This is a genomic window from Pseudomonas sp. GB2N2 (assembly GCF_054897705.1).
On sequence record NZ_CM142701.1, the window covers coordinates 2,773,443 to 2,798,568 of the forward strand.

General features: G+C 60.4%; 28 protein-coding genes and 1 riboswitch. Of the genes, 8 read left to right on the top strand and 20 right to left on the bottom strand.

The features are described from left to right. Positions 1 to 4 precede the first annotated feature (4 nt). The 10 genes from ACYZT4_RS12815 to cobO all read right to left on the bottom strand — a co-directional run bounded on the left by ACYZT4_RS12815 (position 5) and on the right by cobO (position 8,970). Positions 5 to 736: an adenosylcobinamide-GDP ribazoletransferase gene (locus tag ACYZT4_RS12815; RefSeq protein WP_461988248.1), complete on the bottom strand. Its 732-nt coding sequence runs from the start codon at positions 734 to 736 to the stop codon at positions 5 to 7. A gap of 2 nt (positions 737 to 738) precedes the next feature. Then, on the bottom strand, positions 739 to 1,314 hold the full coding sequence (gene cobC, locus ACYZT4_RS12820) for an alpha-ribazole phosphatase family protein (protein WP_461988250.1): 576 nt from the start codon (positions 1,312 to 1,314) through the stop codon (positions 739 to 741). Continuing rightward, positions 1,311 to 2,366 (bottom strand): nicotinate-nucleotide--dimethylbenzimidazole phosphoribosyltransferase, encoded by a 1,056-nt coding sequence (gene cobT, locus ACYZT4_RS12825; protein ID WP_461988251.1) that lies wholly within the window; start codon positions 2,364 to 2,366, stop codon positions 1,311 to 1,313. The genes cobC and cobT overlap by 4 nt, the downstream gene beginning before the upstream one ends. Continuing rightward, positions 2,363 to 2,884, bottom strand: a complete 522-nt coding sequence (cobU, locus tag ACYZT4_RS12830; protein WP_461988253.1) for a bifunctional adenosylcobinamide kinase/adenosylcobinamide-phosphate guanylyltransferase — start codon at positions 2,882 to 2,884, stop codon at positions 2,363 to 2,365. The genes cobT and cobU overlap by 4 nt, the downstream gene beginning before the upstream one ends. Positions 2,885 to 2,962: 78 nt before the next feature. After that, positions 2,963 to 4,414 carry a cobyric acid synthase gene (locus ACYZT4_RS12835; RefSeq protein WP_461988255.1) on the bottom strand — a complete coding sequence of 484 codons (1,452 nt, stop codon included), beginning with the start codon at positions 4,412 to 4,414 and terminating at the stop codon, positions 2,963 to 2,965. Continuing rightward, positions 4,411 to 5,403 (bottom strand): threonine-phosphate decarboxylase CobD, encoded by a 993-nt coding sequence (cobD, locus tag ACYZT4_RS12840; RefSeq protein ID WP_461988257.1) that lies wholly within the window; start codon positions 5,401 to 5,403, stop codon positions 4,411 to 4,413. Before cobD ends, ACYZT4_RS12835 begins: the two co-directional genes overlap by 4 nt. Then, a complete protein-coding gene (gene cbiB / locus ACYZT4_RS12845; RefSeq protein WP_461988258.1) occupies positions 5,396 to 6,304 on the bottom strand; it encodes an adenosylcobinamide-phosphate synthase CbiB in 909 nt (302 codons plus the stop codon). The genes cobD and cbiB overlap by 8 nt, the downstream gene beginning before the upstream one ends. Continuing rightward, a complete protein-coding gene (bluB, locus tag ACYZT4_RS12850) occupies positions 6,301 to 6,951 on the bottom strand; it encodes a 5,6-dimethylbenzimidazole synthase (RefSeq protein WP_461988260.1) in 651 nt (216 codons plus the stop codon). Before bluB ends, cbiB begins: the two co-directional genes overlap by 4 nt. Next, entirely contained in the window at positions 6,948 to 8,348 is a 1,401-nt protein-coding gene (locus tag ACYZT4_RS12855) for a cobyrinate a,c-diamide synthase (RefSeq protein ID WP_461988262.1), read from the bottom strand. Before ACYZT4_RS12855 ends, bluB begins: the two co-directional genes overlap by 4 nt. Positions 8,349 to 8,358: 10 nt before the next feature. Further along, positions 8,359 to 8,970 (bottom strand): cob(I)yrinic acid a,c-diamide adenosyltransferase, encoded by a 612-nt coding sequence (gene cobO / locus ACYZT4_RS12860; protein WP_461988264.1) that lies wholly within the window; start codon positions 8,968 to 8,970, stop codon positions 8,359 to 8,361. 81 nt (positions 8,971 to 9,051) lie between these two features. Then, positions 9,052 to 9,285, bottom strand: a riboswitch (cobalamin riboswitch). Positions 9,286 to 9,440: 155 nt separating this feature from the next. On the opposite strand from cobO, the gene ACYZT4_RS12865 reads away from it, so the two are divergent. Both ACYZT4_RS12865 and ACYZT4_RS12870 read left to right on the top strand, forming a co-directional pair. After that, the gene (locus ACYZT4_RS12865; RefSeq protein ID WP_461988265.1) at positions 9,441 to 10,025 is read left to right on the top strand and encodes a hypothetical protein; all 585 of its coding nucleotides are present in this window, start codon (positions 9,441 to 9,443) and stop codon (positions 10,023 to 10,025) included. Between the two features lie 68 nt (positions 10,026 to 10,093). Next, positions 10,094 to 11,407, top strand: a complete 1,314-nt coding sequence (locus ACYZT4_RS12870) for a PQQ-dependent sugar dehydrogenase (protein WP_461988267.1) — start codon at positions 10,094 to 10,096, stop codon at positions 11,405 to 11,407. Between the two features lie 87 nt (positions 11,408 to 11,494). Here the strand turns inward: ACYZT4_RS12870 and ACYZT4_RS12875 are convergent, their stop codons facing one another. The 5 genes from ACYZT4_RS12875 to ACYZT4_RS12895 form a co-directional block, all read right to left on the bottom strand. Then, on the bottom strand, positions 11,495 to 12,031 hold the full coding sequence (locus tag ACYZT4_RS12875; RefSeq protein WP_461988268.1) for a C40 family peptidase: 537 nt from the start codon (positions 12,029 to 12,031) through the stop codon (positions 11,495 to 11,497). Positions 12,032 to 12,252: 221 nt separating this feature from the next. Next, positions 12,253 to 12,879 (bottom strand): C40 family peptidase, encoded by a 627-nt coding sequence (locus ACYZT4_RS12880; protein ID WP_461988270.1) that lies wholly within the window; start codon positions 12,877 to 12,879, stop codon positions 12,253 to 12,255. Between the two features lie 213 nt (positions 12,880 to 13,092). Further along, entirely contained in the window at positions 13,093 to 13,797 is a 705-nt protein-coding gene (gene hda / locus ACYZT4_RS12885) for a DnaA regulatory inactivator Hda (protein ID WP_461988272.1), read from the bottom strand. A 220-nt stretch (positions 13,798 to 14,017) separates the two neighbouring features. Continuing rightward, the gene (locus tag ACYZT4_RS12890; protein ID WP_461988274.1) at positions 14,018 to 15,091 is read right to left on the bottom strand and encodes an AI-2E family transporter; all 1,074 of its coding nucleotides are present in this window, start codon (positions 15,089 to 15,091) and stop codon (positions 14,018 to 14,020) included. Between the two features lie 38 nt (positions 15,092 to 15,129). Next, complete coding sequence (locus ACYZT4_RS12895) at positions 15,130 to 16,188, bottom strand: DUF2066 domain-containing protein (protein ID WP_461988276.1); 1,059 nt, start codon at positions 16,186 to 16,188, stop codon at positions 15,130 to 15,132. A 384-nt stretch (positions 16,189 to 16,572) separates the two neighbouring features. Between ACYZT4_RS12895 and purM the strand changes: the two genes are divergently transcribed. From purM to ACYZT4_RS12920, 5 genes are all read left to right on the top strand, one after another. Beyond that, the gene (gene purM, locus ACYZT4_RS12900) at positions 16,573 to 17,631 is read left to right on the top strand and encodes a phosphoribosylformylglycinamidine cyclo-ligase (RefSeq protein ID WP_128873302.1); all 1,059 of its coding nucleotides are present in this window, start codon (positions 16,573 to 16,575) and stop codon (positions 17,629 to 17,631) included. Next, positions 17,631 to 18,281 carry a phosphoribosylglycinamide formyltransferase gene (purN, locus tag ACYZT4_RS12905; protein ID WP_461988279.1) on the top strand — a complete coding sequence of 217 codons (651 nt, stop codon included), beginning with the start codon at positions 17,631 to 17,633 and terminating at the stop codon, positions 18,279 to 18,281. The genes purM and purN overlap by 1 nt, the downstream gene beginning before the upstream one ends. 8 nt (positions 18,282 to 18,289) lie before the next feature. After that, positions 18,290 to 19,003 carry a DUF3108 domain-containing protein gene (locus ACYZT4_RS12910; protein WP_461988281.1) on the top strand — a complete coding sequence of 238 codons (714 nt, stop codon included), beginning with the start codon at positions 18,290 to 18,292 and terminating at the stop codon, positions 19,001 to 19,003. Positions 19,004 to 19,144: 141 nt separating this feature from the next. Continuing rightward, positions 19,145 to 19,561, top strand: a complete 417-nt coding sequence (locus ACYZT4_RS12915; RefSeq protein ID WP_461988283.1) for an OsmC family protein — start codon at positions 19,145 to 19,147, stop codon at positions 19,559 to 19,561. 61 nt (positions 19,562 to 19,622) lie between these two features. Continuing rightward, a complete protein-coding gene (locus tag ACYZT4_RS12920) occupies positions 19,623 to 20,483 on the top strand; it encodes a pirin family protein (RefSeq protein ID WP_461988285.1) in 861 nt (286 codons plus the stop codon). A 64-nt stretch (positions 20,484 to 20,547) separates the two neighbouring features. Here ACYZT4_RS12920 and htpG read toward each other — a convergent pair whose 3' ends face one another. The 3 genes from htpG to ACYZT4_RS12935 all read right to left on the bottom strand — a co-directional run bounded on the left by htpG (position 20,548) and on the right by ACYZT4_RS12935 (position 23,459). Further along, positions 20,548 to 22,452, bottom strand: a complete 1,905-nt coding sequence (gene htpG / locus ACYZT4_RS12925) for a molecular chaperone HtpG (RefSeq protein WP_461988287.1) — start codon at positions 22,450 to 22,452, stop codon at positions 20,548 to 20,550. Between the two features lie 81 nt (positions 22,453 to 22,533). Further along, positions 22,534 to 22,986, bottom strand: a complete 453-nt coding sequence (locus ACYZT4_RS12930; protein ID WP_461988289.1) for a PaaI family thioesterase — start codon at positions 22,984 to 22,986, stop codon at positions 22,534 to 22,536. Continuing rightward, positions 22,983 to 23,459: a PaaI family thioesterase gene (locus ACYZT4_RS12935; protein WP_461988291.1), complete on the bottom strand. Its 477-nt coding sequence runs from the start codon at positions 23,457 to 23,459 to the stop codon at positions 22,983 to 22,985. The genes ACYZT4_RS12930 and ACYZT4_RS12935 overlap by 4 nt, the downstream gene beginning before the upstream one ends. A gap of 158 nt (positions 23,460 to 23,617) precedes the next feature. Between ACYZT4_RS12935 and ACYZT4_RS12940 the strand changes: the two genes are divergently transcribed. After that, entirely contained in the window at positions 23,618 to 23,851 is a 234-nt protein-coding gene (locus tag ACYZT4_RS12940) for a hypothetical protein (protein ID WP_461988293.1), read from the top strand. A 67-nt stretch (positions 23,852 to 23,918) separates the two neighbouring features. Here ACYZT4_RS12940 and ACYZT4_RS12945 read toward each other — a convergent pair whose 3' ends face one another. Beyond that, positions 23,919 to 24,320 (bottom strand): MAPEG family protein, encoded by a 402-nt coding sequence (locus tag ACYZT4_RS12945; protein ID WP_461988295.1) that lies wholly within the window; start codon positions 24,318 to 24,320, stop codon positions 23,919 to 23,921. Beyond that, positions 24,320 to 25,057 (bottom strand): DUF599 domain-containing protein, encoded by a 738-nt coding sequence (locus ACYZT4_RS12950; protein WP_461988297.1) that lies wholly within the window; start codon positions 25,055 to 25,057, stop codon positions 24,320 to 24,322. The genes ACYZT4_RS12945 and ACYZT4_RS12950 overlap by 1 nt, the downstream gene beginning before the upstream one ends. Positions 25,058 to 25,126 lie beyond the last annotated feature (69 nt).

Consider the following 25,126-nt stretch of genomic DNA (forward strand, 5'->3'; position numbering starts at 1 on the left):
AACTTTAGACCAACGCCAACCCCACCAGCACCGCCACCTCCAGCAACTCCAGCAAAGCCCCAGCGGTATCGCCCGTCGCCCCGCCCAATCGCCGCATCATCAACTGCCGCAGCCAGACAAAAATTAGCGCCGCGAGCACCACAGCCAAAACACCACTGAGACCGGCGATCAACAGGCAGCCCAGTGCACTCAGCAGCAGCACCCACTTCCCCGCCACACGCGGCAGATGATCTGCCAGCGCCTGCCCCAACCCACCGGCCCGCACATACGGCGTAGTCAAAAACAATCCCAACAATGCAGCGCGGCCAATCAATGGCACGATGATCAGAACCACGGCGTGCTGTTGCTCGATCAACGCCAGCAACGCGGCGAATTTGAGCAGCAACACCAGCACCAGCGTCACTACCGCAATCGGACCGCTGCGCGGGTCCTTCATGATCCTCAGCGTGCGCTCGCGATCGCCGAAACCACCGAGCCACGCATCGGCACTGTCGGCCAGGCCATCCAGGTGCAAGGCGCCGCTGAGTAACACCCAGGCGCTCAGCAACAGCGCCGCGTGCAACAGCAGCGGCGTACCGAGCAACAGCCAGTTCAACGCCCACAACATCGCGCCGAACAGCAAACCCACCAACGGATAGAACAGCAATGAACGGCCCATTGCCTCAGGCGCCGGCATGCCCGGTAGACGAACCGGCAGGCTGCTGAGAAATTGCAGGGCGATCCGGAACGGCAACATGATCAGTGCGCCTCTGTGAGAACGACGCCGGCTTCGACACGCAAAGAAAACAGCGCACCATGGCCGACTTCTACGTTGAGCAACTGTTCCCGCGGCAATCCCCGCGCCTGCGCCAGCAATAAACGCATGACGCCGCCATGGCTGATCAACAACACTCGCTCCCCCGCACAGGCAACTTGCAGACGCCCAACCGCCGCCAGTACACGCGCCGAAAAATCGGTCACGGTTTCACCCTGAGGCGGCGTGAACGAATAGGGGTCGGCCCAGAACAGGCCCAACGCCTCGGCATCGGTTTCCATCAACGCTGCCGCGCTGCGTCCTTCCCAGGCACCGAAATGCAGTTCCTGCAGATCCTTGTCCAACTGCACCGGCAACCCTAGTTGCGACCCGAGTTCTTCGGCAAACCGTGCGCAGCGTTGCAATGGCGAACTGACCAGCCGATCCCAAGGTCCCTGCTCGATCACCGCCGCACGCATCTGCGCCCAGCCCTTGTCGGTCAACGCATCGTCTAAGCTGCCGCGCAGGCCGCCGCCGAGTTCGGTTTCGCCGTGACGCAGCAGGTCCAGATGCAACGTCATGCCGGACGATCCGCCACGGCCGCTTCGGCGAATGTCGCCATTTGCCCGTGAAGGTCGCAGGCCAGACGCAACAACGGCACGGCCAACGCGGCACCGCTGCCCTCGCCCAATCGCAAACCGAGGTCCAGCAACGGTTCGGCACTCAAGGCTTCCAGCACATGACGATGCCCCGGTTCGGCGCCGCGATGGCCGAACAACAGCCACGGACGACACTCGGAATTCAACCGCACCGCGACCAATGCGGCGACGCTGCATATGAACCCGTCCACCAACACCGCAACACCGTCCTGAGCACACGCCAAATACGCCCCGACCAACGCCGCGATTTCAAAACCGCCGAGGTTGAACAGGGTTTGCAGCGCATCGCCGCGTTGTGCACTGTGCAGTGCCAATGCGCGTTCAATGACTTGAGCTTTATGGCTGACACCCGCCGCGTTCAGGCCAGTACCTGGCCCGGCCAGGTGCGCCACCGGGCACTCCAGCAATGCGCAGGCCAACGCGCTGGCCGCGGTGGTGTTGCCGATGCCCATCTCGCCGCCGATGAACAACTGCGCCCCACCCGCTTGGGCGCGTTGCACGCTGTCGCGACCAGCCTGCAAGGCAAGCTCGCCCTGGGCGTGAGTCATGGCCGGGCCTTCGACAAAATTCGCGGTGCCCGCCCCGATGTTCAAGTGGCGTACCCCCGGCAGATTCAGCGAGGGCGTCACGGTGCCGAGGTCGACGACTTCCAGGGAAGCGCCGAGCTGGCGCGCCAACACGCTGATCGCCGCGCCACCGCTGACGAAGTTGTGCAACATCTGCCCGGTAACTTCCTGAGGAAACGCCGACACGCCTTCGGCAACGACGCCATGGTCACCGGCAAAAATCGCGATCCACAGATTATTCAGGCTCGGTTTCACTTGCCCCTGCAACCCGGCCAATTGCACCGCCACCGATTCGAGCTGACCGAGGGAGCCGGGGGGTTTGGTCAGCTGCTGTTGACGCGCTTGCGCCTGTTCGACGGCTTGGGCATCGATCGGTTTGCACGGGTTCAGCCACCAGGATTGAGTCATAACGCAGTTCCTTTCAAAGTCAGGGGCAGGCCGGCGACGGTCAGGACGACTCGCTGACAGCGCTCGGCCAAGGCTTGATGCAGCCAACCGGCTTCATCGACGTAGCGGCGAGTCAATTCGCCCAGCGGCACGACACCCATTCCGGTCTCGTTGCTGACAAAAATGATTTCACCCGGCAGGTCAGCCAGGCAGTCCAGCAGGGCTTCGCGTTCGGCGCTCAGGCGCGCGGTGTCGTCGAGCATCAGCAGATTGGTGATCCAAAGGGTCAGGCAATCCACCAGCAGGCAACGATCGGCCGCGGCGGTTTCGCGCAGGACGCGGGCGAGTTCCAGCGGTTCTTCGATCAGCGCCCATTCGGCGGGGCGGCGGCTGCGGTGATGGGCGATTCGTTCATTCATTTCACCGTCCAGAGGTTGGCTGGTGGCGATGTAGGTGACTTGCAATTGGCTGTCTGTCGCCAGTTTTTCGGCCAGTCGACTTTTACCGGAACGGGCGCCGCCGAGGATTAGTTGCAACATGGGTCATGACCTTTTAATTGGCGGTGTGAGGACTGACGCCTTCGCGAGCCGGCTCGCGAAGGGGGCGGCACAGTCAGCTCAAATCCCGCAGAGTTCACGCAACAGCCGGGTATCCAGATGTTTCTCCACCAGATCCGCCAACCGCTCGATATCACGCTCGCGCAACCCGTGGTAATCCACCTCCTGCACGTCCTGCAATCCCGCCCAACGCAACAGCGCACTGCACGCCGCCGGCGATTCAAACAGACCATGCAGGTAAGTGCCGAAAATCTGCCCATCGAGACTTTGCGCACCGTCGCAACGGCCATCGTCCAGTTGCACGGCGGCGTTTTCCAACGCCGGCCCGCTCGTCACGCCGGCATGGATTTCATAACCGCTGACGGCCGCATCTTCCAGCGCCAGGCGCCCGCGTACATTGCGCAGTTGCTTTTCTTCCTCTAGTTGCGTGGTGAACGCCAGCAAACCGAGCCCGGCGCTGGAACCCGGCGCGCCTTCGAGGCCCAGCGGGTCGTGCACCTGCTCGCCGAGCATTTGCAGGCCGCCGCAAATCCCCAGCACTTTGCCGCCGTAACGCAGATGGCGGGCGATGGCGGTTTCCCAGCCATTGGCACGCAAGTACGCGAGATCGCTGCGCACGCTTTTCGAGCCAGGCAGAATGATCAGGTCGGCCGGCGCAATCTCCTGGCCGGGACCGATGAATTGCAGGTCCACTTGCGGGTGCAGGCGCAGCGGATCGAAATCGGTGTGGTTGCTGATGCGCGGCAACACCGGCACTACGACTTTCAGCACCTGATCGGCCTTGTCGATCTGACGCTGATCGATGCCGTCCTCGGCCTCCAGATGCAGGTCCATCACATAGGGCAACACGCCGATCACCGGTTTGCCGGTGCGCGCTTCAAGCCAGTCGAGGCCCGGTTGCAGCAGGGCAATGTCGCCTCGAAAACGGTTGATGATGAAACCTTTGACCCGCGCCTGCTCGCTCGGCGACAGCAGTTCCAGCGTGCCCACCAAATGCGCGAAGACCCCGCCGCGATTGATGTCGGCGATCAGCACCACCGGGCAATCCACCGCCTCGGCAAATCCCATGTTGGCAATGTCGCCGGCACGCAGATTGATCTCCGCCGGCGAACCCGCGCCTTCGACCATGACCACGGGATAAGCCGCGCTCAGCCGTGCGTGGGAAGCCAGCACTGCTTGCATGGCGATGACTTTGTAGTCGTGATAGGCGACGGCGTTCATCGTGGTGACGGCGCGCCCGTGAATGATCACTTGGGCGCCGGTGTCGCTGTTGGGTTTGAGCAGCACCGGGTTCATGTCGGTGTGCGGTTCAAGTTTGGCGGCCTGGGCCTGCACCGCTTGTGCGCGACCGATCTCGCCGCCGTCGGTGGTCACGGCACTGTTGAGTGCCATGTTCTGCGGCTTGAACGGCACGACGCGCACGCCTTGGCGGATGACCCAGCGACACAGCGCCGTCACCAGCGTGCTTTTACCCGCATCCGAGGTCGTGCCCTGCACCATCAACGTGGTCATCGGGTTTCCTTGGCAAAGGCGTCGAGCGCTTGCTCAAGTCGAGCCCAATCGGCTTCTTCGCCGGGCAGGCCGAAACGCAGGCTGGTGGTGTGCGTGAACAGCCGCAATAGAATGCCGCGCCGGGCCATGAACTTGTGCAGCTCTGGCGCGAGCTCGGTCACCACCCATTGAAACAACGCGCAACCGCCCTGAGGTTTGAAACCATTCACCTCAAGCAACAACGCCAAACGTTCGCGGGCCTGTTCGGTGCGTACACGTTGCCTGGCGTGCCCCTCGGTATCCCGCAAACAGGCTTGCCCGACCACTCGCGTCGGTCCGCTGACGCCCCACGGCCCGACTTGCTCGGCGAGCAATTTGAGCAACTTGCGCTCCGCCAGCACGAACCCCAGCCGCACCCCGGCCAGACCAAAAAACTTGCCAAAGGAACGCAGCACAATCAAGCCGACCTGATGCGCACACGGCGCCAGGCTCAGCTGCGGCGTGTTGTCCATGAACGCCTCGTCCACCACCAGCCAGCCGCCGCGCTGGGCGAGCCTGGAATGCCAGGCGAGCAAACGGCTCGGGGTCAGGCTCAGGCCGGTAGGATTGTTCGGGTTGACCACCACCAGCACATCGAGGCTGTCGAGGAAGAAGTCGACTTCCTGCTCCAGCACTTCGCGCACAATGTAGCCGTTGCGTCGCCAGGCTTCGGCGTGCTCGGCGTAGCACGGCGACAATACGCCGACCTTGCCGACCCGGCGCAAACGTGGCAGCAACTGGATGGCCATTTGCGAACCGGCCACCGGCAGCACATGCGCCGCGCCGTAATAATCGCAGGCGGCCTGTTCCAGCCCGTCATCGGTTTCCGGCAATCGCGCCCATGCGCGCAATGGAATGTCCGGGACCGGAAACGGCCAGGGCGCGAGGCCGCTGGACAGGTCGAGCCATTCGGTTTCGGCGATGCCGTATTCGAGCGCTACCTTACGCAAGCGCCCACCGTGTTCAAGCATAAAATTCAGCCCCCACGCAGAGAATCAGCAGCCATAACCATACCCCGCGCTGGACCAATTGCCAGCCGCGGTCGATGGAGTCGGCGTCCGCCGGCACGCCTTCGCCCAGCGGCGGACGTTGATGCAGTTCACCGTGATAAATCGCCGCCCCGCCCAATTCGACACCCAGCGCACCGGCACCCGCCGCCATCACCGGACCGGCGTTCGGGCTGTCCCAGGTCGGGCCCTGGCTGCGCCAGCACTTGAGCGCGAGTCGGGTTTTTCCCAGCAGCGCGTAGGTCAACGCCACCAGTCGCGCGGGAATGTAGTTGAGGACGTCATCGATCTTAGCCGCCGCCCAGCCAAACCGTTCGAAGCGTTCGTTGCGATAGCCCCACATCGCATCCAGCGTATTGCTCAATCGGTAGAGCACCACCCCGGGCGCGCCGGCCACGACAAACCAGAACAGCGCGGCAAATACCGCGTCGCTGCCATTCTCCAATACCGATTCGGTGGCGGCGCGGGCGACTTCGGTCTCGTCCAGCTCACTGGTCTGGCGACTGACCAGATAGCCGACACGCTTGCGCGCTTCCTCCAGATCATCGCTGCGCAGCGCCTTCGCGACCGGCCCGACGTGCTCACCCAGACTGCGCAAACCGAGGGCGCAATACAGTGCGAGAATCTCGACGATCCAGCCGACATAAGGCGCCCAGGAAAACGCCGTGGCGAGCAACGTCAGCGGCAGCACCGCGATTACCCAGGCCGTGACGCCGTGACTGCGCCAGCCGCGACCGCCGCCATTGAACCGTTGTTCGATGCGGTCGGCAAAACGGCCGAACGCCACCAGCGGATGCCAGCGTTTGGGTTCACCCAGCAGCGCATCCAGCGCAACTGCGGCGACACTCAATAACGCCACACTCATTGACTCACTCCCCAATAATTTTCATACAGCAACTCGCTGAGTGAACGCGCCTGCGCCCAGCCTTCGAGTACCAGCATCGGCGCCGGATAGAATTCCTTGACCGACCCCAGGCAAAGAATCGCCAAGGGCTTGGCCCCGACTGGCAAACCGAGCAAGTCGGCCAGGGCTTGCGGTTCGAACAATGACACCCAGCCCATGCCGAGTCCTTCGGCACGGGACGCCAGCCACAAGTTCTGGATTGCGCAGGACAGCGAGGCCATGTCCATTTCCGGCAAGGTGCGGCGGCCGAAAATGTGCCGCTCGCGATCGTCCATCAAGGCGGCGACCAGCACTTCCGCGCAGTCGTTGATGCCTTCGACTTTTAGCTTCATGAATTCATCAGTGCGTTCGCCGAGGGCTTCGGCGGTGCGGATGCGTTCGTCTTCCACCAGTAACTGGATCTGGCCGCGCAAGTCCCGGTCGCTGATGCGGATGAACCGCCAGGGCTGCATCAGGCCGACGCTCGGGGCTTGGTGGGCGGCTTCTAGCAGACGCAGAAGTAGCTCGGGCTCGACGGTGCCACCGGTGAAGTGGCGCATGTCGCGGCGCTCGGCGATGGCGCGGTAAACCGCTGCGCGTTCGCCTTCAGTGAATGCGTTGTCGGTCATGGCCTCTTCGCGAGCAGGCTCGCTCCTACAGTTGACCGCATTTCTTCAGGTAAAGCGCTATCCAATGTAGGAGTGAGCCTGCTCGCGATGGCGACCTCATGTCCAGGCGCAAACAACGCGGCAATCGCGGTCGGATTCGACGGAAAATAAAAGTGTACGTAGGAAGCCGTCATCCGCCCCTCGCGATAAACCGCCTCCGCCCCGCGCCCGCCATTCGGGCTCAGGCCACGGGCAATCGGCTCTAGTTCGGTGCTGGTCAACGAATGGTGATAGGTATGCCCGCGCAGCGAACCTTCCGGCAACTCCACCGCTTGCAAGGCCAGCGCCGCCAGCTTTTTCTGCATCACCGCATCACCCGCGAGCAAACCGACCAGTTCCGCGCGCGAGCCCTCGATATCGGTCAGCGAATCGAGCAGGTACAACATGCCGCCACATTCGGCCAGCAACGGTTTGCCCGCCGCGTGATGCGCGCGGATGGCGTCGAGCATCGACGTATTTTGCGACAGCGCCACATGGTGCAATTCCGGGTAACCGCCCGGCAGATAGAGGCTGTCAGCTTCCGGCAACTGGGTGTCACGAATCGGCGAAAAGAACGACAGTTCAGCGCCCATCGCCCGCAGCAAATCCAGACTCGCGCCGTAAGTAAACGCAAAGGCTTCGTCACGGGCCACCGCAATGCGAACACCGTCCAGCAACGGTTCGGCGGCGATCATTTCGGGCGCAGCGAATTGCACCGGTGGCGGCAGCGCAACGTCGCAGCTGCTGGCCAGTGATTCAGCCGCCGCATCGAGACGCAGATCGAGGTCATTCAACTCGCTGGCCTGCACCAGACCAAGGTGCCGGCTCGGCAATTCAATCCCGGTTTCCCGGGACAATGCGCCGTACCAGCGCATACCTTCGGTCAGGCTGCCTTCGAGCAACTGAGCATGGCGCAAGGTGCCCACACGGTTGGCCAGCACCCCGGCGAACGGCAAATCCGGCTGATACTTCGCCAGGCCCAACGCCAGCGCGCCGAAGGTCTGCGCCATTGCCGTACCGTCGATCACTCCGAGCACCGGCACGCCGAAGTGCCGCGCCAGGTCGGCGCTCGACGGCGTGCCGTCGAACAGGCCCATGACGCCTTCGATCAGGATCAGATCCGCTTCACCGGCAGCTTCCCACAACAACCGACGACTTTCCTGCTCGCCGACCATCCACATGTCCAGTTGATACACCGGCGCACCGCTGGCGCGCTCGAGGATCATCGGGTCGAGAAAGTCCGGGCCGCATTTGAACACGCGAACCTTGCGTCCCTGATTGCGATGCAAACGGGCCAGCGCGGCAGTGACGGTGGTCTTGCCCTGGCCTGAGGCCGGCGCGGCGATCAGGACCGCCGGGCAATGACGCAGGCTTTTCATAAAATAGTACTCACAGCTCAACGCCCTTCTGCGCTTTGATCCCGGCCTGGAACGCATGCTTGATCACGCCCATTTCGGTGACGGTGTCGGCCAGTTCGATCATTTCCGGCTTGGCGCCGCGGCCGGTGACCACCACGTGCTGCATCGGTGGACGGGCCTGCAAGTCGCTGAGTACCTGATCGAGGTCGAGGTATCCGTGCTTGAGGGCGATGTTCAATTCGTCGAGCACCACCAGGCCGATCGACGGATCGCGCAGCAGTTCGCGGGTAACCGCCCAGGCCGCTTCCGCGGCGGCGATGTCGCGCTGACGGTCCTGGGTTTCCCAGGTAAAGCCCTCGCCCATCACATGGAACCTTACCTGCTCCGGGAAACGCCGGAAGAACAACTCTTCACCGGTGCTGTGACGGCCCTTGATGAACTGCACCACGCCGCATTGCATGCCATGGCCCATGGAGCGCGCGAGCATGCCGAACGCCGAGCTGCTTTTGCCTTTGCCATTGCCGGTCAGCACCAGCAGCAGCCCGCATTCGTTCGGCGAGTTGGCGATGCGCTCGTCGATCACGGCTTTTTTGCGCAGCATGCGCGCCAGGTGGCGTTCGTCACGATCGGGGGTATCAGTCATGGGGGAGCTCTCCGTTGAGACTGGATAACGGCGGGCAGGCACAAGAATAGACGGCAAAAAGCCTGGCATCGCCCACCGTGATGCCGCTGGATGGATCAGGCCGGTCTCCGGGCTCATGAGCGGCTTTTCGCCGGACTGCGCGCCTTCCCATGTCGATAAAAACACAGTGGCTCAAGGCGCAGTTTTCACTCATTTACCGTTGCGGGGGCAGCGCCGGGATCGTGGCGGTTCATCAGTTGAACCAACGCACTCACCGGCTTCCCTGTTTCACTCTGTCGACCGAGGCCACAGAGCACCTGAAACAAGCCGCGAAGGTTAGAGGGTTGGGGGTGGAGCGTCAATTAAAGCCGGGGCGCCGCCGGGCGAATAACTGCCGTCGATCAACTAACTGATGATAATCTTTGTGCCACACTCTCAGCAGTGATATCAAATAGCCACAACCCCACATCACAAGAACAAGGGTAAGCCGTATGCAAGGCATGATCATCAGCAATCCGAAGCTGGAATTCCTGCGCCCGGTGCTGGAACGGTGGTTTGACTGTATTGACCGCTACAACGCCGTGCGCGGCGATAACGACACCCCTTACTGGTACGACGAAAAAGCCAACCTCGGCTTGCTCTCCGCCGCGGCCTGGATGGCGGAAATGGTCACGCTGCAGCAAACACCCACGCGCAAACAGAATGAAGAAGGCGAACGCAACGGTCGCGCCGATCTGTTTATCGCTTCTCCCGAAGAACGCGCTTATCTGCAAACCACGCAACGCTGGCCACGGGTCAATAGCCTGAACCTGACTCAGGCGTTGCTGGACATCACCAGCGAAGCAAAACGCATCAGCTACTCCAGCGACCTGAAGCTCGGCTGCCTGTTCGTTGCCCCACAAAAGGCCCAGCAAAGCGCGACGCCGGAAGAACTCCAGGACATGGTGGACGACCTGCAAAAGGAACATTCCTGCGCCGTCGCCTGGTATTTCCCCTACGCCTACCGCAAATTGCGCAACGAAGCCGGCAACTATCACCCGGGTATTGCCGTGCTCCTCAAGGAGGCTCGCGGCTAACCGGTTGAACCATCGCGGGTTTGCGCTTCTCTACTGATCAGGTCACTGCATTTATAGGGAAGTTCAGCATGCGCAAGCCCCAGCTCGTTCTCGTCATCGCCCTCGCCGGAGGGCTCGCCGCCTGCGGTGAAACCTCCAGCCTGCAAGTCTCCGACGGCACCGGCCCGTCGCCCAAACTGCCAGAACCGAACAAGACCCTGATCCCGACGGTGAACATCGCTCCGGCCATCGGCTGGCCCGATGGCGCAAAACCCACCGCCGCCGCGGGCACCCAGGTCGCCGCGTTTGCCGAAGGTCTCGATCACCCGCGCTGGCTGTACGTACTGCCCAACGGCGACGTGCTGGTCGCCGAAACCAACGCGCCACCGAAACCCGATGACGGCAAAGGCATCAAAGGCTGGGTCATGAAGAAAGTCATGGGCCGCGCCGGTGCTGGCGTCCCAAGCCCGAACCGGATCACGCTGCTACGGGACAAGGACCACGACGGCATCGCCGAAACCCGAACGGTGTTCCTGGAAAACCTCAATTCGCCTTTCGGCATGACCCTGGTCGGCAACGACCTGTATGTCGCCGATACCGATCGTTTGATGCGATTCCACTATGAAGACGGCGATACGGCGATCAAGTCGCAACCGATCAAAGTCGTCGATCTGCCGGGCGGCCCTCTGAATCACCACTGGACCAAAAACGTCATCGCCAGCAAGGACGGGAGCAAGCTGTACGTCACCGTCGGCTCCAACAGCAACGTCGCTGAAAACGGTCTGGACAAGGAAGAAGGTCGCGCGGCGATCTGGGAAGTCGATCGCGCTAGCGGTAACCACCGGATCTTCGCGTCAGGCTTGCGTAACCCGAACGGCATGGCCTGGGAGCCGCAGAGTGGCGCGCTGTGGACGGCGGTCAACGAGCGGGATGAAATCGGCAGCGACCTGGTGCCGGACTACATCACCTCGGTCAAGGACGGCGCATTCTACGGTTGGCCGTTCAGTTATTACGGTCAGCACGTAGACATTCGCGTCGACCCGCAAAACCCGGACCTGGTGGCCAAGGCCATTGCACCGGACTACGCGGTCGGCCCGCATACGGCGTCGCTGGGCCTGACGTTTGCTGAAGGCAATTCGCTGCCCGCGCAATTCAAGGAAGGCGCATTCATCGGCCAGCACGGGTCGTGGAACCGCAAGCCGCACAGTGGTTACAAAGTGATTTTCGTGCCGTTCAAGGCGGGCAAACCGACCGGGACCCCGGTGGATGTGCTGACCGGGTTCCTCAATAAAGACGAAGACGCCATGGGCCGGCCGGTGGGTGTGGTGATCGATCAACAGGGGGACTTGCTGGTGGCGGATGATGTGGGGAACAAGGTGTGGCGGGTGTCAGCGGTGAAGTAGATCCGACTTTCAAGACATAAAAAATGTGGGAGCGGGGTTGCCCGCTCCCACAGGGGTTTAACGCCAGCGCCCGATGACCGCCAGGAACTAAGGATTGCGCGCCAGATGTTCAGGTTGCAGGACACGCTTGGCGCTGAGGTAGGCTTTCTGCCAATACGCCTTGGACAGGCTGTCGAGCTTCACCGTGCCGCCAGTCGCCGGCGCGTGCACGAAGCGGCCTTCGCCGACATAAATCCCCGCGTGGCTGACCTGGGAGCCGCCATTGGTGGCGAAGAAAATCAGGTCGCCGGTTTGCAAGCCTTCTTTACCGACGTCGGCCGCCTGCATGCTAATCATTTCGCGGGTGGTGCGCGGCAAGGCGATGCCGGCGACGTCGCGGTAGACATAACCGATCAGGCCGCTGCAATCGAATCCTGAATCCGGCGTGTTGCCGCCCCAGCGATAAGGCGTGCCAACAAGGCCCAACGCGCGAAACAGCACGTCTTCCGCCTCGGGCGAAAAGGGTTGCGAAGAACTGAAGACAATCGGCGCGCGGACCACCGACGCAGGCGGCGGTGGGCGACTGGCGCAAGCGCTGAGCAATGCTGCGAAAAACATGAGTGCGAGGCGGGCCGACATCGTCATCTGCAGAACATCCTGATCTGGCTGCGGCTTTTTTCCCGTCGAAAGGACAGAAAAGAAAACCGCCTGCGCAGCACGCAGGCGGTTTGCCATCAATAATAGACAGGATTCTAGCGGCTATACGCCAAACTTCAAGTAAGACTTTAAGTTCGCCTTACAAATTGTCCGCCTACTCCGTTGCAGCGCCGGCGATTGTCGCCACTGAGGTGACGACTGCAGAACATTTACTTGCGTGCTGTGACCACGGTCGGGGCCATTGCGAGTGCGCGCTTGGCTTCGATGAAGGTTTTGTTCCAGTAGCTGTCACCCAGGCTATCAACCCGGACACCACCGCTTTTGCGGCTGCTGGAGTGGATGAACTGGTTGTCGCCAAGGTAGATCCCGGCGTGACTGACACGACCGCGGCGACCATTGGTGGCGAAGAACAGCAGATCGCCCGGCTTGAGCGCACTGCGAGCGACCAGCGGTGCGTCAACGTTGATCATTTCGCGTGTGGAGCGCGGCAGGTTCATGCCGGCCTCTTCACGGAACAGGTAACCGATGAAGCCGCTGCAATCGAAGCCTGCCTCGGAGGTACCGCCGAAACGGTAACGGGTACCGATCAGGGACATGCCACGTTCAAGGATGCTGTCGGCCAGAACCGGAAGCTGGTACGACTTGCCGTCGGCGAAGTCAGCCAGTTCCTTGTCAGTAGCGAGCTCTTCCTGGAAAAGAATGGAAGAGGATTGAGCGGTAACTGAATTTTTAGCCTGCTGTTGCGGCGCTTGCTCGGACACTGGAGAGTGGGCAGCGCAACCGAACAACAGGGTGACGAGTGCGAGAGGCACGAGGGGTGCGAAGCGCTTTAGCATGGGCACGACCGTGGCTGTTAGTTATAAAGAAGCCGAGACTATGCCCACTATCGGTCTGATTTGCAAATTCAATCGAACTTAATGTGACTTCCCGGTTTCGCGCTGACATCTAAGCGCTTAAGCCCCATTTAGACGTTCGCGCGGCCTGCACCTCGCAGGAAAGCGGATTTTCTGACGCCTGAAATATGCCGAAGCCCCCGAAAAACGGGGGCTTCACCAACCTAACGTCTCTTTGAGGAAGGGGATAGTCAACTTGCGCTGAGCTTGGAGGGAAGCTTGATCGAGGCGCTCAAGCAACTCGAACAACGCGCTCATGCTGCGAGTACCGCGAGTCAGAATAAAATGCCCGACTTCGTCGGTCAGGTGCAGGCCGCGACGGGAGGCGCGCAGTTGCAAGGCACGCAGTTTGTCTTCGTCGGACAGCGGTCGCATCTGGAAAATCAGTGCCAGGGTCAGGCGCGATTTCAGGTCCGCCAGCTTTACCGGCAATTCGCGCGGTGAAGTCGACGCGGCAATCAGCAGACGCCGACCGCTGTCGCGCAGACGGTTGAACAGGTGAAACAACGCTTCTTCCCAATCCGCTCGGCCAGCAACCGCCTGCAGATCGTCCAGGCAGACCAGTTCGTACTGTTCTAGGTTGTCGAGGATTTCGGTGCCGCGATCCAGCAGTTCGGCCAACGGCAGATACACCGCCGGCTCGCCCTGCTGTTCAAATCGCAGGCAGGCGGCTTGCAGCAGGTGCGTGCGCCCTACCCCGTCCTTGCCCCAGAGATAAATCAGGCTCTCGGTCCAGCCGGCGTCGGCTTCGCACAGCCGCTCGACATAGCCGAGTGCAGCGGCGTTGGCGCCTGGGTAGTAATTGATAAAGGTAGCGTCGTCACGCAGACGCACACCTAGGGGCAGCTGAATCGGTTTCATGCTGACTGAACAGTTCCCAAGGAACCGTTAGTGGCCTCTGTGTAAAGTTTGCGAAGTTTATACCCGTGACGCTGACCGCACAATGCGGCGGACCATAAGCAAAATCAAAGGTTTGCGTTATCACACCGGTTTTGTGACAGTTTTTTGCGCAGAGCAGCGCAAGGGATACGGGCCGGCCCGGCAATAAAACCGGCCGCCCGCAAGGTGCTATCTGCGAACCTTACAACTCGGGTTCGTCAGCACCACTGTAGATATCTGAATCCTTATACAAATCATGCACATGGCGCACCAGCACCATGATCACCGCCGCCACCGGCAGCGCCAGCAGCACGCCCGTAAAACCGAACAGCTCGCCACCGGCGAGAATCGCGAAGATCACGGCCACCGGGTGTAGCCCGATCCGGTCTCCCACCAGCAACGGCGTCAGCACCATGCCTTCCAGCGCCTGACCCACCATGAACACCGCGACGATGCCCAGCATTGGGTAAAGGTCGCCGCCAAACTGGAACAGACCCGCAATCAACGCGGCGCCAATCCCGATGACGAATCCCATGTAGGGCACGATCGCCGCCAGACCGGCTATCACGCCGATCAACAACCCCAGCTCCAGCCCGACCAGCATCAGCCCCGCTGCGTAGATTACGCCGAGCGCCACCATCACCAGTAACTGCCCGCGCACAAACGCACCGAGCACTTCATGGCATTCGCCCGCCAGCGTCACCACGCGTTCTTCACGATCGCGTGGCAGCAAGCTGCGGATCTTGGCCATCATGATGTCCCAGTCGCGCAGCAAGTAAAAACTCACCACCGGGATCAGCACCAGGTTGGCCAGCCAGCCGATCAACGCCAGGCTGGAAGCGGTCGCCTGACTCAGCACCACGCCGACGATGTCGGTGGTCTGACCCATGTGTTCGCTGATGGCCGCCTTCAGCTTGTCGAATTTCCAGAAGCCATCCGACAGGCCGAACTTCGACTGCGCCCATGGCAACGCGCTGTGCTGCAACCAGTCGAGCATCTGTGGCGCCAGCTCATATAGGCGAAACAGCTGTTTGGCGAGCAACGGCACCAACACCAACAGCAGCGTGGTGAAAATCAAAGTGAACAGCGCGAAAACTGCGACTACGCCCCAGGTTCGCGACAGACCGGCCTTTTCCAGCCGATCCACCAGCGGATCGAACAGATACGCCAACAGCAGCGCCACTAGAAACGGCGTCAGAATCGGATGCAACAGCCAGATAAACGCGCAGAGCAGAACCACTCCACCCAACCAGAACCAACGCCGCGTATCGGCCATGAACAACTCCATATGCTTCTATATAAAGAAAGAAAACCCTACCAACGGAAACGCAACTGCGGCACCAGGGCCGGCGCAGGTGCAACAGCCGGTGCCGATCCCTCCGCCACCGGCTGCACAGGCGCCGCCGGTGCTGGCGCCTCACCCGCCGGCACCTCCTGCAACTTCGCCAGCGACAACTGCGAACGCAACTGCTCGGCGCTGCCGTTGACCCGATAGAGAATCCGGTCAGCGTCGACACTTTGCAGGCGCCCGCCAAACGGTTCGAGCAAACGCCCGAGCGTCGCGTAACGTTCCAGGTTCATGCCCTGCACTTCCAGCAACTGCTCGCCCGAGGCACCCGGCTTGACCGCAAAGCGCGGCGCCAGGCGCTGACTGACCGCCAGCAACACCGCGTCGGCCACGGCGGCCTGATCGCCGCCCTGCACGCTGCCCGCCTCTTTCTGATCGCCGAGCCATAAATGCCATTTGGCCTGCCACTGGCCACCCTCTTCGTGGGCATGCACCGCCAGCAAGGCGTCTGCGTTGTAACGCTCCGAGGCCGCGCGCAAAGGCGCGGCGTCCGCTCCTTCAAGATTCGGCGCCGTGGCGACCAGTTGCTCGCTCAGGTCCGCCAGCGGCAGACGCAGCGGCAAGCCACGGTGTTGCGCCGCGCGCCGCAACGGCGCAGCACTGGCCTGGCCATCACCGACCAGGCTCGAACCTTCGGCGGAGTCGTTCAGCCACCAGGCGAGGATTGACGGTCGGTTTGCGCCCCACAACGACAGCCCGGCCCGGCGCAACGCCTGCTCGGTGCTGGCCGGGTCGAAATCGACCTTGAGCACTTCCGGCGGACCGGCATCAAAACCGTATTGACTGATAATCTGCTGCGGGTCTTTGCGAATCGCCGCCAATCCCGGATTTTGCGCGGCCTTGGGATCGCCGGTCAGACGCAGCACCAGCGTGTCGAGCGCGCGCTGGGTAGCTTGATCGCGCTCTTCCGGCGCCTGGCTGCTGACAGGCTCGCGCACCTGATAAAGGCTTTTGACCGATTCGGCCTGACTTGCCAGACTGACCAGGGACAAACAACCGACAAACAATGTTCTGAAAAAACGCATGGAAGATTCCTGACGACAAGAGCGGCTGGAACTGACCGCATGAAGACAACCGAGCAAGGCTGTGACCATCGCCCGACGCAAAACATTCACACGCCCCGATTAAGTTTTTCACACTGCCATAACGATAGACGGTTAATCGCGATACCTTATACAGCCATGCGGGAGGCACCCCAAACTGGCAATATCGGTTTTTTTGTATGGATATGCCCCTGCTGTCGGCCTGAGGATGGCCGCTGCCCCTCAAGCCTGATAAAATCGCGCGCCTTCGCAGACCGGCAACAGCCGGGCAGTGTCGGAATAGCGCGCATGGCACTCGCCTTCGTCTGTTCCGGCGGTCCCGCTGGATCGGTCGTTACCCCTGAATCCCCCCTAAAGGCCTGGATCATGAGCAAGCAACCCTCCCTGAGCTACAAGGACGCCGGTGTAGACATCGACGCCGGCGAAGCATTGGTCGAACGCATCAAGAGCGTCGCCAAGCGCACTGCGCGCCCGGAAGTCATGGGCGGCCTGGGCGGTTTCGGCGCCCTCTGCGAAATCCCGGCCGGCTACAAGCAGCCTGTACTGGTTTCCGGCACCGACGGCGTGGGCACCAAGCTGCGTCTGGCGCTGAACCTGAACAAGCACGACAGCATCGGCATCGACCTGGTCGCCATGTGCGTCAACGACCTGGTGGTGTGCGGCGCCGAGCCGCTGTTCTTTCTCGACTACTACGCCACCGGCAAACTCAACGTTGAAACCGCGACCCAGGTGGTCACCGGTATCGGCGCTGGCTGCGAACTGTCCGGTTGCTCCCTGGTCGGGGGCGAAACCGCTGAAATGCCAGGCATGTACGAAGGCGAAGACTACGACCTCGCCGGCTTCTGCGTTGGCGTCGTGGAAAAATCCGAAATCATCGACGGTTCGAAAGTTGCGGCCGGCGATGCCCTGCTCGCCCTGCCGTCTTCCGGCCCGCACTCCAACGGCTACTCGCTGATCCGCAAGATCATCGAAGTGTCCGGTGCCGACATCGAAAACATCCAGCTCGACGGCAAGCCGCTGACCGACCTGCTGATGGCCCCGACCCGTATCTACGTCAAGCCACTGCTCAAGCTGATAAAAGACACCGGCGCGGTCAAAGCCATGGCCCACATCACCGGTGGCGGCCTGCTCGACAACATCCCGCGCGTCCTGCCAAAAGGCGCGCAAGCGGTGGTTGACGTTGCAAGCTGGACCCGCCCTGCGGTGTTCGACTGGCTGCAAGAGCAAGGCAACGTCGACGAAAACGAAATGCACCGCGTACTGAACTGCGGCGTCGGCATGGTTATCTGCGTGGCTCAGGAGCACGTTGAAACCGCGTTGAACGTTTTGCGTGAAGCCGGCGAGCAACCTTGGGTCATCGGCCAGATCTCGACAGCTGCCGAAGGCGCGGCTCAGGTTGAACTGAAGAACCTTAAGGCGCACTAATGTCTGCCACCTGTGATGTCGTGGTGCTGCTGTCCGGCACCGGCAGTAACTTGCAGGCCTTGATCGACAGCACGCGGACCGGCGACAGCCCGGTTCGCATTGCTGCGGTGATTTCCAACCGCACCGACGCGTACGGCCTGCAACGCGCCAGGGATGCGGGTATCGACACCCGCTCCCTGGATCACAAGACTTTCGAAGGCCGCGAAGCCTTCGACGCCGCGCTGATCGAACTGATCGACGCCTTCACTCCCAAACTCGTGATCCTGGCCGGTTTCATGCGCATCCTCAGCGCTGACTTCGTGCGCCATTACGCGGGTCGCCTGCTCAATATCCATCCGTCGCTGCTACCCAAATACAAAGGGTTACACACTCATCAGCGCGCGCTGGAGGCTGGCGACACCGAACATGGCTGCTCCGTGCACTTTGTCACCGAGGAACTCGATGGCGGACCACTGGTCGTACAGGCAGTAATACCGGTAGAGTTGCACGATTCGCCGCAGAGTCTGGCGCAGCGAGTCCACACCCAGGAATACCTGATCTACCCGATGGCTGTACGCTGGTTTGCCGAAGGTCGTTTATCTCTCGGCGAACAAGGTGCTTTACTGGATGGCACGTTACTCGCGGCCAGCGGCCACTTGATTCGAACCTAGGAGATTTTATGCGTCGCGCCCTGCTCTTCGCTTGCGCTCTGCTTGCCCTGCCTTTGGCACAGGCAACGGAACTTCAACCTTTCTCCGCCAGCTACACCGCTGACTGGAAGCAGCTGCCCATGAGCGGGACCGCCGAGCGCAGCCTGGTCAAGGAAGCCAACGGCGTCTGGAAGCTCAGCTTCAAGGCATCGATGATGATTGCCAGCCTGACCGAAGAAAGTACCCTGACCCTCGACAAAGACACCATGCTGCCGCAGTCCTACCACTTCGAACGTGGCGGTCTGGGCAAAGCCAAGAAGGCTGATCTGGATTTCGACTGGACCACCAAAATGGTCACCGGCACCGATCGCGGCGACGCGGTCAAGATCCCGCTAAACCGCGGCATGGTCGACAAATCCACTTACCAGCTGGCCCTGCAACACGACGTGGCCGCCGGCAAGAAAAGCATGAGCTATCAGGTGGTCGATGATGGTGAAGTCGATACCTATGACTTCCGCGTGCTGGGTTCGGAAAAGGTCGACACCAAGGCTGGCCAGATCGACGCGATCAAGGTCGAGCGCGTACGCGACCCGACGCAAAGCAAGCGCACCACCGTGCTGTGGTTCGCCAAGGACTGGGATTACCTGCTGGTCCGCCTGCAACAAGTCGAAACCGACGGCAAGGAGTACAACATCATGCTCCTCGACGGCACGGTCAACGGCAAGGCCGTTAAAGGCAGCTGATTTAAACCGACACGAAGAGCCCCGCTATTGCGGGGCTTTTTTTTAATCAAAAAACAAAGGTGGAACGCACAAACTGCACAATGCTCTATAACTTCGAGGTCTTTTTTGATCGAATGATTCTTCCTACTGCCGAGGTTCCTCATGACCGTCACCGTCAATACCGTTTCCGCTGAAGGTTTTCGCCACAGCGTACAAATCGATGAACATGAACTCTTTGCCGATGTGCCGACGTCCGCCGGCGGTGAAGGCTCGGCGCCGGAGCCGCACGACTACTTCGATGCCGCCCTCGGTGCGTGCAAGGCCCTGACCCTGAAGCTGTATGCGAAAAAGAAAAACATCCCGCTGACCGGCGTCACGGTCGAGGTCAAACGCGACAACAGTGAAGAACAAAAAGGCAAATACGCACTGCACGTCAAACTCACGCTCAAGGGTGTGCTCACCGACGCCCAGCGCGACGAGTTGCACCGCGTGGCCGACCGCTGCCCCGTGCACAAGCTGATGACCACCACGGACGTCAGCATCGAAACCCATCTGTCCGAAGGTGCCTTCAGCCAATAGCGGCAAGCGTCGGGCAAGCGGGTTATGCTCCATGCGTCACTCGCTCAGCCTGGAATGCACCATGAACACACCGCTCGTGATCCGCCCCCGCGCCGAAGATGTCGAAGGCCAGCCGATTCTTCGCCCACTGCCCTCAACCAAATGTCGCAGCGTCGGGCCCTTTGTGTTTTTCGACCACATGTTGCAAACCCGTTATCCGGCGGGCAAAGGTATGAATATCCGTCAGCATCCGCACATTGGTCTGTCGACCCTTACCTACCTGTTCGAAGGCAAAATCCAGCACAAGGACAGCCTCGGTTCCGATCAGGTGGTGGAGGCGGGCGATGTCAGCTGGATGACCGCCGGCAGCGCCATTGCCCACGTCGAGCGCACGCCGGAAGCAATGAAGGCCGCTGGTTTCACGATGCACGGCTTGCAGATCTGGCTGGCGTCGCCGAAGAACCACGAACAGGGTCCGGGACACTACAGCCATCACCCGGCAGCCACATTGCCGGTCAGCGATAACCTTGGGGTGAAGATTCGCATGATTGCCGGGTCAGGCTTTTGCCTGGAATCGCCGGTGCCGGTGCTTTCTCCTACGCTGTACGCGGAATTAAACCTGCAGACGGCGACTACGCTGCTGATTCCAACCGAGCATGAAGAGCGGGCGCTGTATGTGCTGAGCGGTGATGCGCAACTGGATGGCGAACCGCTGGAACTGCATTCGCTGGTGGTGTTGCCGGTGGGGGAAGAAATGACATTGTTCGCCGCGAGCGACTGTCATGCGGTGTTATTCGGCGGCGCGCCGCTGGATGGGCCGCGACGGATCAACTGGAATTTTGTGGCGAGCGATCCGGCGGCCATTGATGAAGCACGGCGGCGCTGGGCGGCTGGGGATTGGCCGAAGGTGCCGGGGGAAGTTGAGCGGATCGAACTGCCTTAGTTTTTTACCGCCTGACAGGTTAAGAAAAAAAACCCGCCGAAGCGGGTTTTTTTGTACAACGCAGTTAAACCGACAGTTCAACCAGCAGCTTGTTGAGGCGGCGCACATACGCGGCCGGATCTTTCAAGCTGTCGCCGGCCGCCAGGGCCGCCTGATCGAAGAGGATGTGCGAGAGGTCGGCGAAGCGCTCGTCGCTCTGTTCCTTGTCGAGCTTCTCGATCAGCGGGTGAGCCGGGTTGAATTCGAAGATTGGCTTCGAATCCGGCACCTTCTGCCCGCTGGCTTCGAGGATCTGCCGCATCTGCAAGCCCAGGTCCTGTTCGCCGATGGCCAGAATCGCCGGGGAATCGGTCAAACGGTGCGAAACCCGCACTTCAGCAACCGAATCACCCAGTGCCGCTTTCAGTCGCTCAACCAGGCCTTCTTTCGACTTGGCGACTTCTTCCGCAGCTTTCTTATCCTCTTCCGAGTCCAGGTTGCCCAGGTCCAGGTCGCCGCGCGCCACGTCGACAAAGCTCTTGCCTTCGAAGTCGCTCAGGTAGCTCATCAACCACTCGTCGATGCGGTCGGTCAGCAGCAGCACTTCGATGCCTTTCTTGCGGAAGACTTCCAGGTGCGGGCTGTTTTTGACTTGCGCGTAGGTTTCGCCGGTGAGGTAATAAATCTTGTCCTGACCTTCCTTGGCGCGTGCCAGGTAGTCGGCCAGACCCTCGATTTGCTCGCCTTCTTCGCCCTGAGTAGAAGCGAAACGCAGCAGGCCAGCGATTTTCTCTTTGTTGGCGAAGTCTTCTGCCGGGCCTTCTTTCATGACCTGACCGAAATTCTTCCAGAAGCCTTTGTATTGCTCCGGCTCGTTCTTCGCCAATTTTTCCAGCATGTCCAGAACGCGCTTGGTCAGCGCCGACTTCATCGAATCGATGATCGGGTCTTTCTGCAGGATTTCCCGCGATACGTTCAGCGACAGGTCGTTGGAATCGACCACGCCCTTGATGAAGCGCAGGTACAGCGGCAGGAACGACTCGGCCTGATCCATGACGAACACGCGTTGCACGTAAAGCTTCAGGCCTTTCGGCGCTTCACGCTGGTACAGATCGAACGGCGCACGGGTCGGTACGTAAAGCAGCGAGCTGTATTCGAGCTTGCCTTCGACCTTGTTGTGGCTCCAGCTCAGCGGATTTTCGTAATCGTGAGCGATGTGCTTGTAGAACTCCTGGTATTCCTCGTCCTTCACTTCAGTGCGCGAGCGAGTCCACAAGGCGCTGGCACGGTTGACGGTTTCCCATTCAACGGCTGGCGCCTCTTCACCCTCAACGGCTGCCACTTCTTTTGGCAGCTCGATCGGCAAAGCGATGTGGTCGGAGTACTTCTTGATGATGTTGCGCAGACGCCAGCCATCGGCGAATTCGTCTTCAGCGGACTTCAGGTGCAGGACGATGCGAGTGCCGCGGTCGGCTTTCTCGACAGTGGCAACTTCAAAATCGCCTTCGCCTTTCGACGACCAGTGCATGCCTTCGCTGGCGGCTGCACCGGCACGACGGCTGAACACGTCGACTTTGTCAGCGACGATGAAGGCGGAGTAGAAACCGACACCAAACTGACCGATCAGGTGCGAATCTTTCTTCTGGTCACCCGACAGGTGCTTCATGAAATCGGCGGTGCCGGATTTGGCGATGGTACCCAGATGGGTGATCGCGTCTTCACGGCTCATGCCGATACCGTTGTCGTCGAGGGTGACGGTTTTAGCGTCCTTGTCGAAGCTCACACGGATTTTCAGCTCGGCGCCACCTTCCAGCAACTCAGGCTTGGACAGGGCTTCGAAACGTAATTTGTCGACAGCGTCAGAGGCGTTCGAGATCAATTCGCGAAGGAAGATTTCCTTGTTGGAATACAGCGAATGGATCATGAGGTGCAGCAGTTGCTTCACCTCGGTCTGGAAGCCCAGGGTTTCCTTTTGAGTTTCCACACTCATGGTCATCAAACTCCAATCAGATGGCAGTGGCCGCGACCAAGAGGGTCGACGGCGGGTTGTCATCAAAGTTGGGGGCTGAGTTCAGGATTTCAAGGGCTCATCGATTTTGAAGTGGGCGCGAGCCGTGGCAATCGGCTCGGCTTCGGTACTTTGCCAGGCCGTTACCGCCACATTGGCGACGCGCCGCCCCTGACGGCAGACCTGGCATCGTGCCCAGGTATCGCGAAACTGCCCGGCGCGCAGATAATCGAGGGAGAAGTCGATGATCTTCGGCACCCCCGGCGAACCGGTGAGAATCAGCAAATGCAGGGCAGCGGACAGCTCCATGAACCCGGCAATCACGCCGCCATGAATCGCCGGCAATAAAGGGTTACCAATGTTGTACTTGTTCGCCGGTAGGCGAAACAACAGCTCATCGCCGACCCGCGAACACTCGACACCGATCAATTTGGCGTAGGGGATAAGGTGCAGCAGCGAGGCGTAATCGCCCTGCTCATGGGCCTGTTGCAGTTGCTGCTTGAAATCGTCGGTCATGTCGACGCCCCCGCAATGACACCACCAAAGCCCTTGGTACCTTTGACGCCTTTGCCCATGCGCATGAAGGTACCCACGACGTGGGCGATGGGTTGTTCTGGATCGTCCTGATAGGCAAAACCGCGGGCGAAGATCACGTCAGTGGTGACCCGGTAGCATTGGGCAAAGCCGTATACATCTTTATGCGGCTCGGCGGCGTGCATGTAGTCGATGCGCAGGTCGAGGGTCGGGCAGACTTCAAATTCGGGCAGCACACAGAGCGTCGCCATACCGCAGGCGGTGTCCATCAGCGTGGTCAATGCACCGCCGTGGATCACACCGGTTTGCGGGTTGCCGACGATCTGTGGGCTGTACGGCAGAATCACGGTGAGCCCTTCGTTCCCGGCGCTGTGAACACGCAGCCCGAGGACCTGACAATGTCGCAGTGCCGACAAGAATCGCGTCGCACGCTCAAAAACGGGGTTTTCGGCCATTCTATAAAAACTCTTCTTAGTCTCCGGGCTTTGCACTAGTCATAGACGGCAAAAGTTCCGTTGGGATTAATCTTATATATCTGAACGATTTGAGGAACTTAACCCTGACGGCTGTGCTCGAAAGGCCAGTAGATATATTCCATAAGGAGAAACACCCCATGCGTAAGACTTTAGCTATTGCCTTGATGTTGACCGCTTCCCTCGGTCTCGCTGCCTGCGATAAAAAATCCGAGGACAAAGCTCAAGAAGCCGACAAACACGCTGAGCAAGCTCAGCAGGACATGAACAAAGCTCAGGATAAAGTGAACGACGCTGCGAAAGAAAATGCCGATGCTGCCAAAGCTCAGGCTGAATCGAACGCAGCCGCTGCAAAAGAAGCACCTAAAAACTAATCGGTTTTTAGCGTGATAAAGAAAACCCGCCAAGTGCGGGTTTTCTTTTGTCTGTCGTTTTGTCTCGCTAGAGCAAAATTGTTCTAAAAGTCGGACTAATCATCAAAAGTAGCGAACACACTAATCCTACCAACCACACCAGACTCCGCAGCGAGGGGAGATCGCGCAGATAGCACACTAAGTAGATGACTCGCGCAATCACGAAGATGATTGCCAGCGAATCAATCAGCCATCCCGCCGTCTGCGTGGTGTGCGCCATCAATACCCCAACCGCAAAAAGGATGAACGCTTCAATGCTGTTCTGATGGGCGGCCAACGCCCGGGCGCCCAAACCGGTCAGTTGTGCCTGTTGCTGGCGTGGCAGGTGATTGTTGTAACCGCCCTGCTCTTTCATGGCCCTGGCCACCGGCATGCGGGCCACGTAGATCAACACGGCACTGATAAACACGCACCAGAACGGAATACTCATCAAGCAGCCTCTCTATTGGTTTCGGGCAATGGCGCCTCTGTAGGGGTATAGACCATGACATCGAGAACGTCAGAGTGAAATTTCCGGCGATAGAGCACCAGCACCACGCCGGTGCTCATCAACATGAACAACCAGGGGCTGACAAACCAGGCGAGCATGGTCATGCCGAAGTAATAGGAACGCAGACCGAAGTTGAACTGGTTAGCCGCCATCGAGATGACGCGCGCCGCGCGGGCAGCGAAGGCTTTGCGTTCCTGCTCCGAGACATGCCGCTCGCCGACCATCGGCGCCGAACCCACCAGAATTGCTGCGAAGTTGTATTGACGCATGCACCAGCTGAACGTGAAGAATGCATAGACAAACACCAGCGCCAGGCACAGCAACTTGATTTCCGACATACCTTGGGAGGCTTGTTGCACCATCGGGATATCCGCCAGCAACGACACCGCCCGCTCCGACGCGCCGAGCACCGTGAGAATGCCGGCCAGGATAATCAGCGTGCTGGAGGCGAAGAAAGACGCGTTGCGCTCCAGATTGCCGATCACACTGGCGTCGGCGATGCGATTGTCCCGCAGCAGCATCCGGCGCATCCAGTCTTCGCGATACAGGTGCAACACACTGGCCAGGCAGGCGGTGTCGCGGCCCTTCCACGTCGCGTAGCGGGTGTAGCCACCCCAGCAAATGACGAACCATACGGCGGCGAGAATGTGGATCAGATTGGCGTGGATGAACGACATGCAGGTCCTTGTGATGTGTTTGCAGGAAAACCGAGCCCTTGTGGGAGATTTGCAATGGTTCGACGTTAG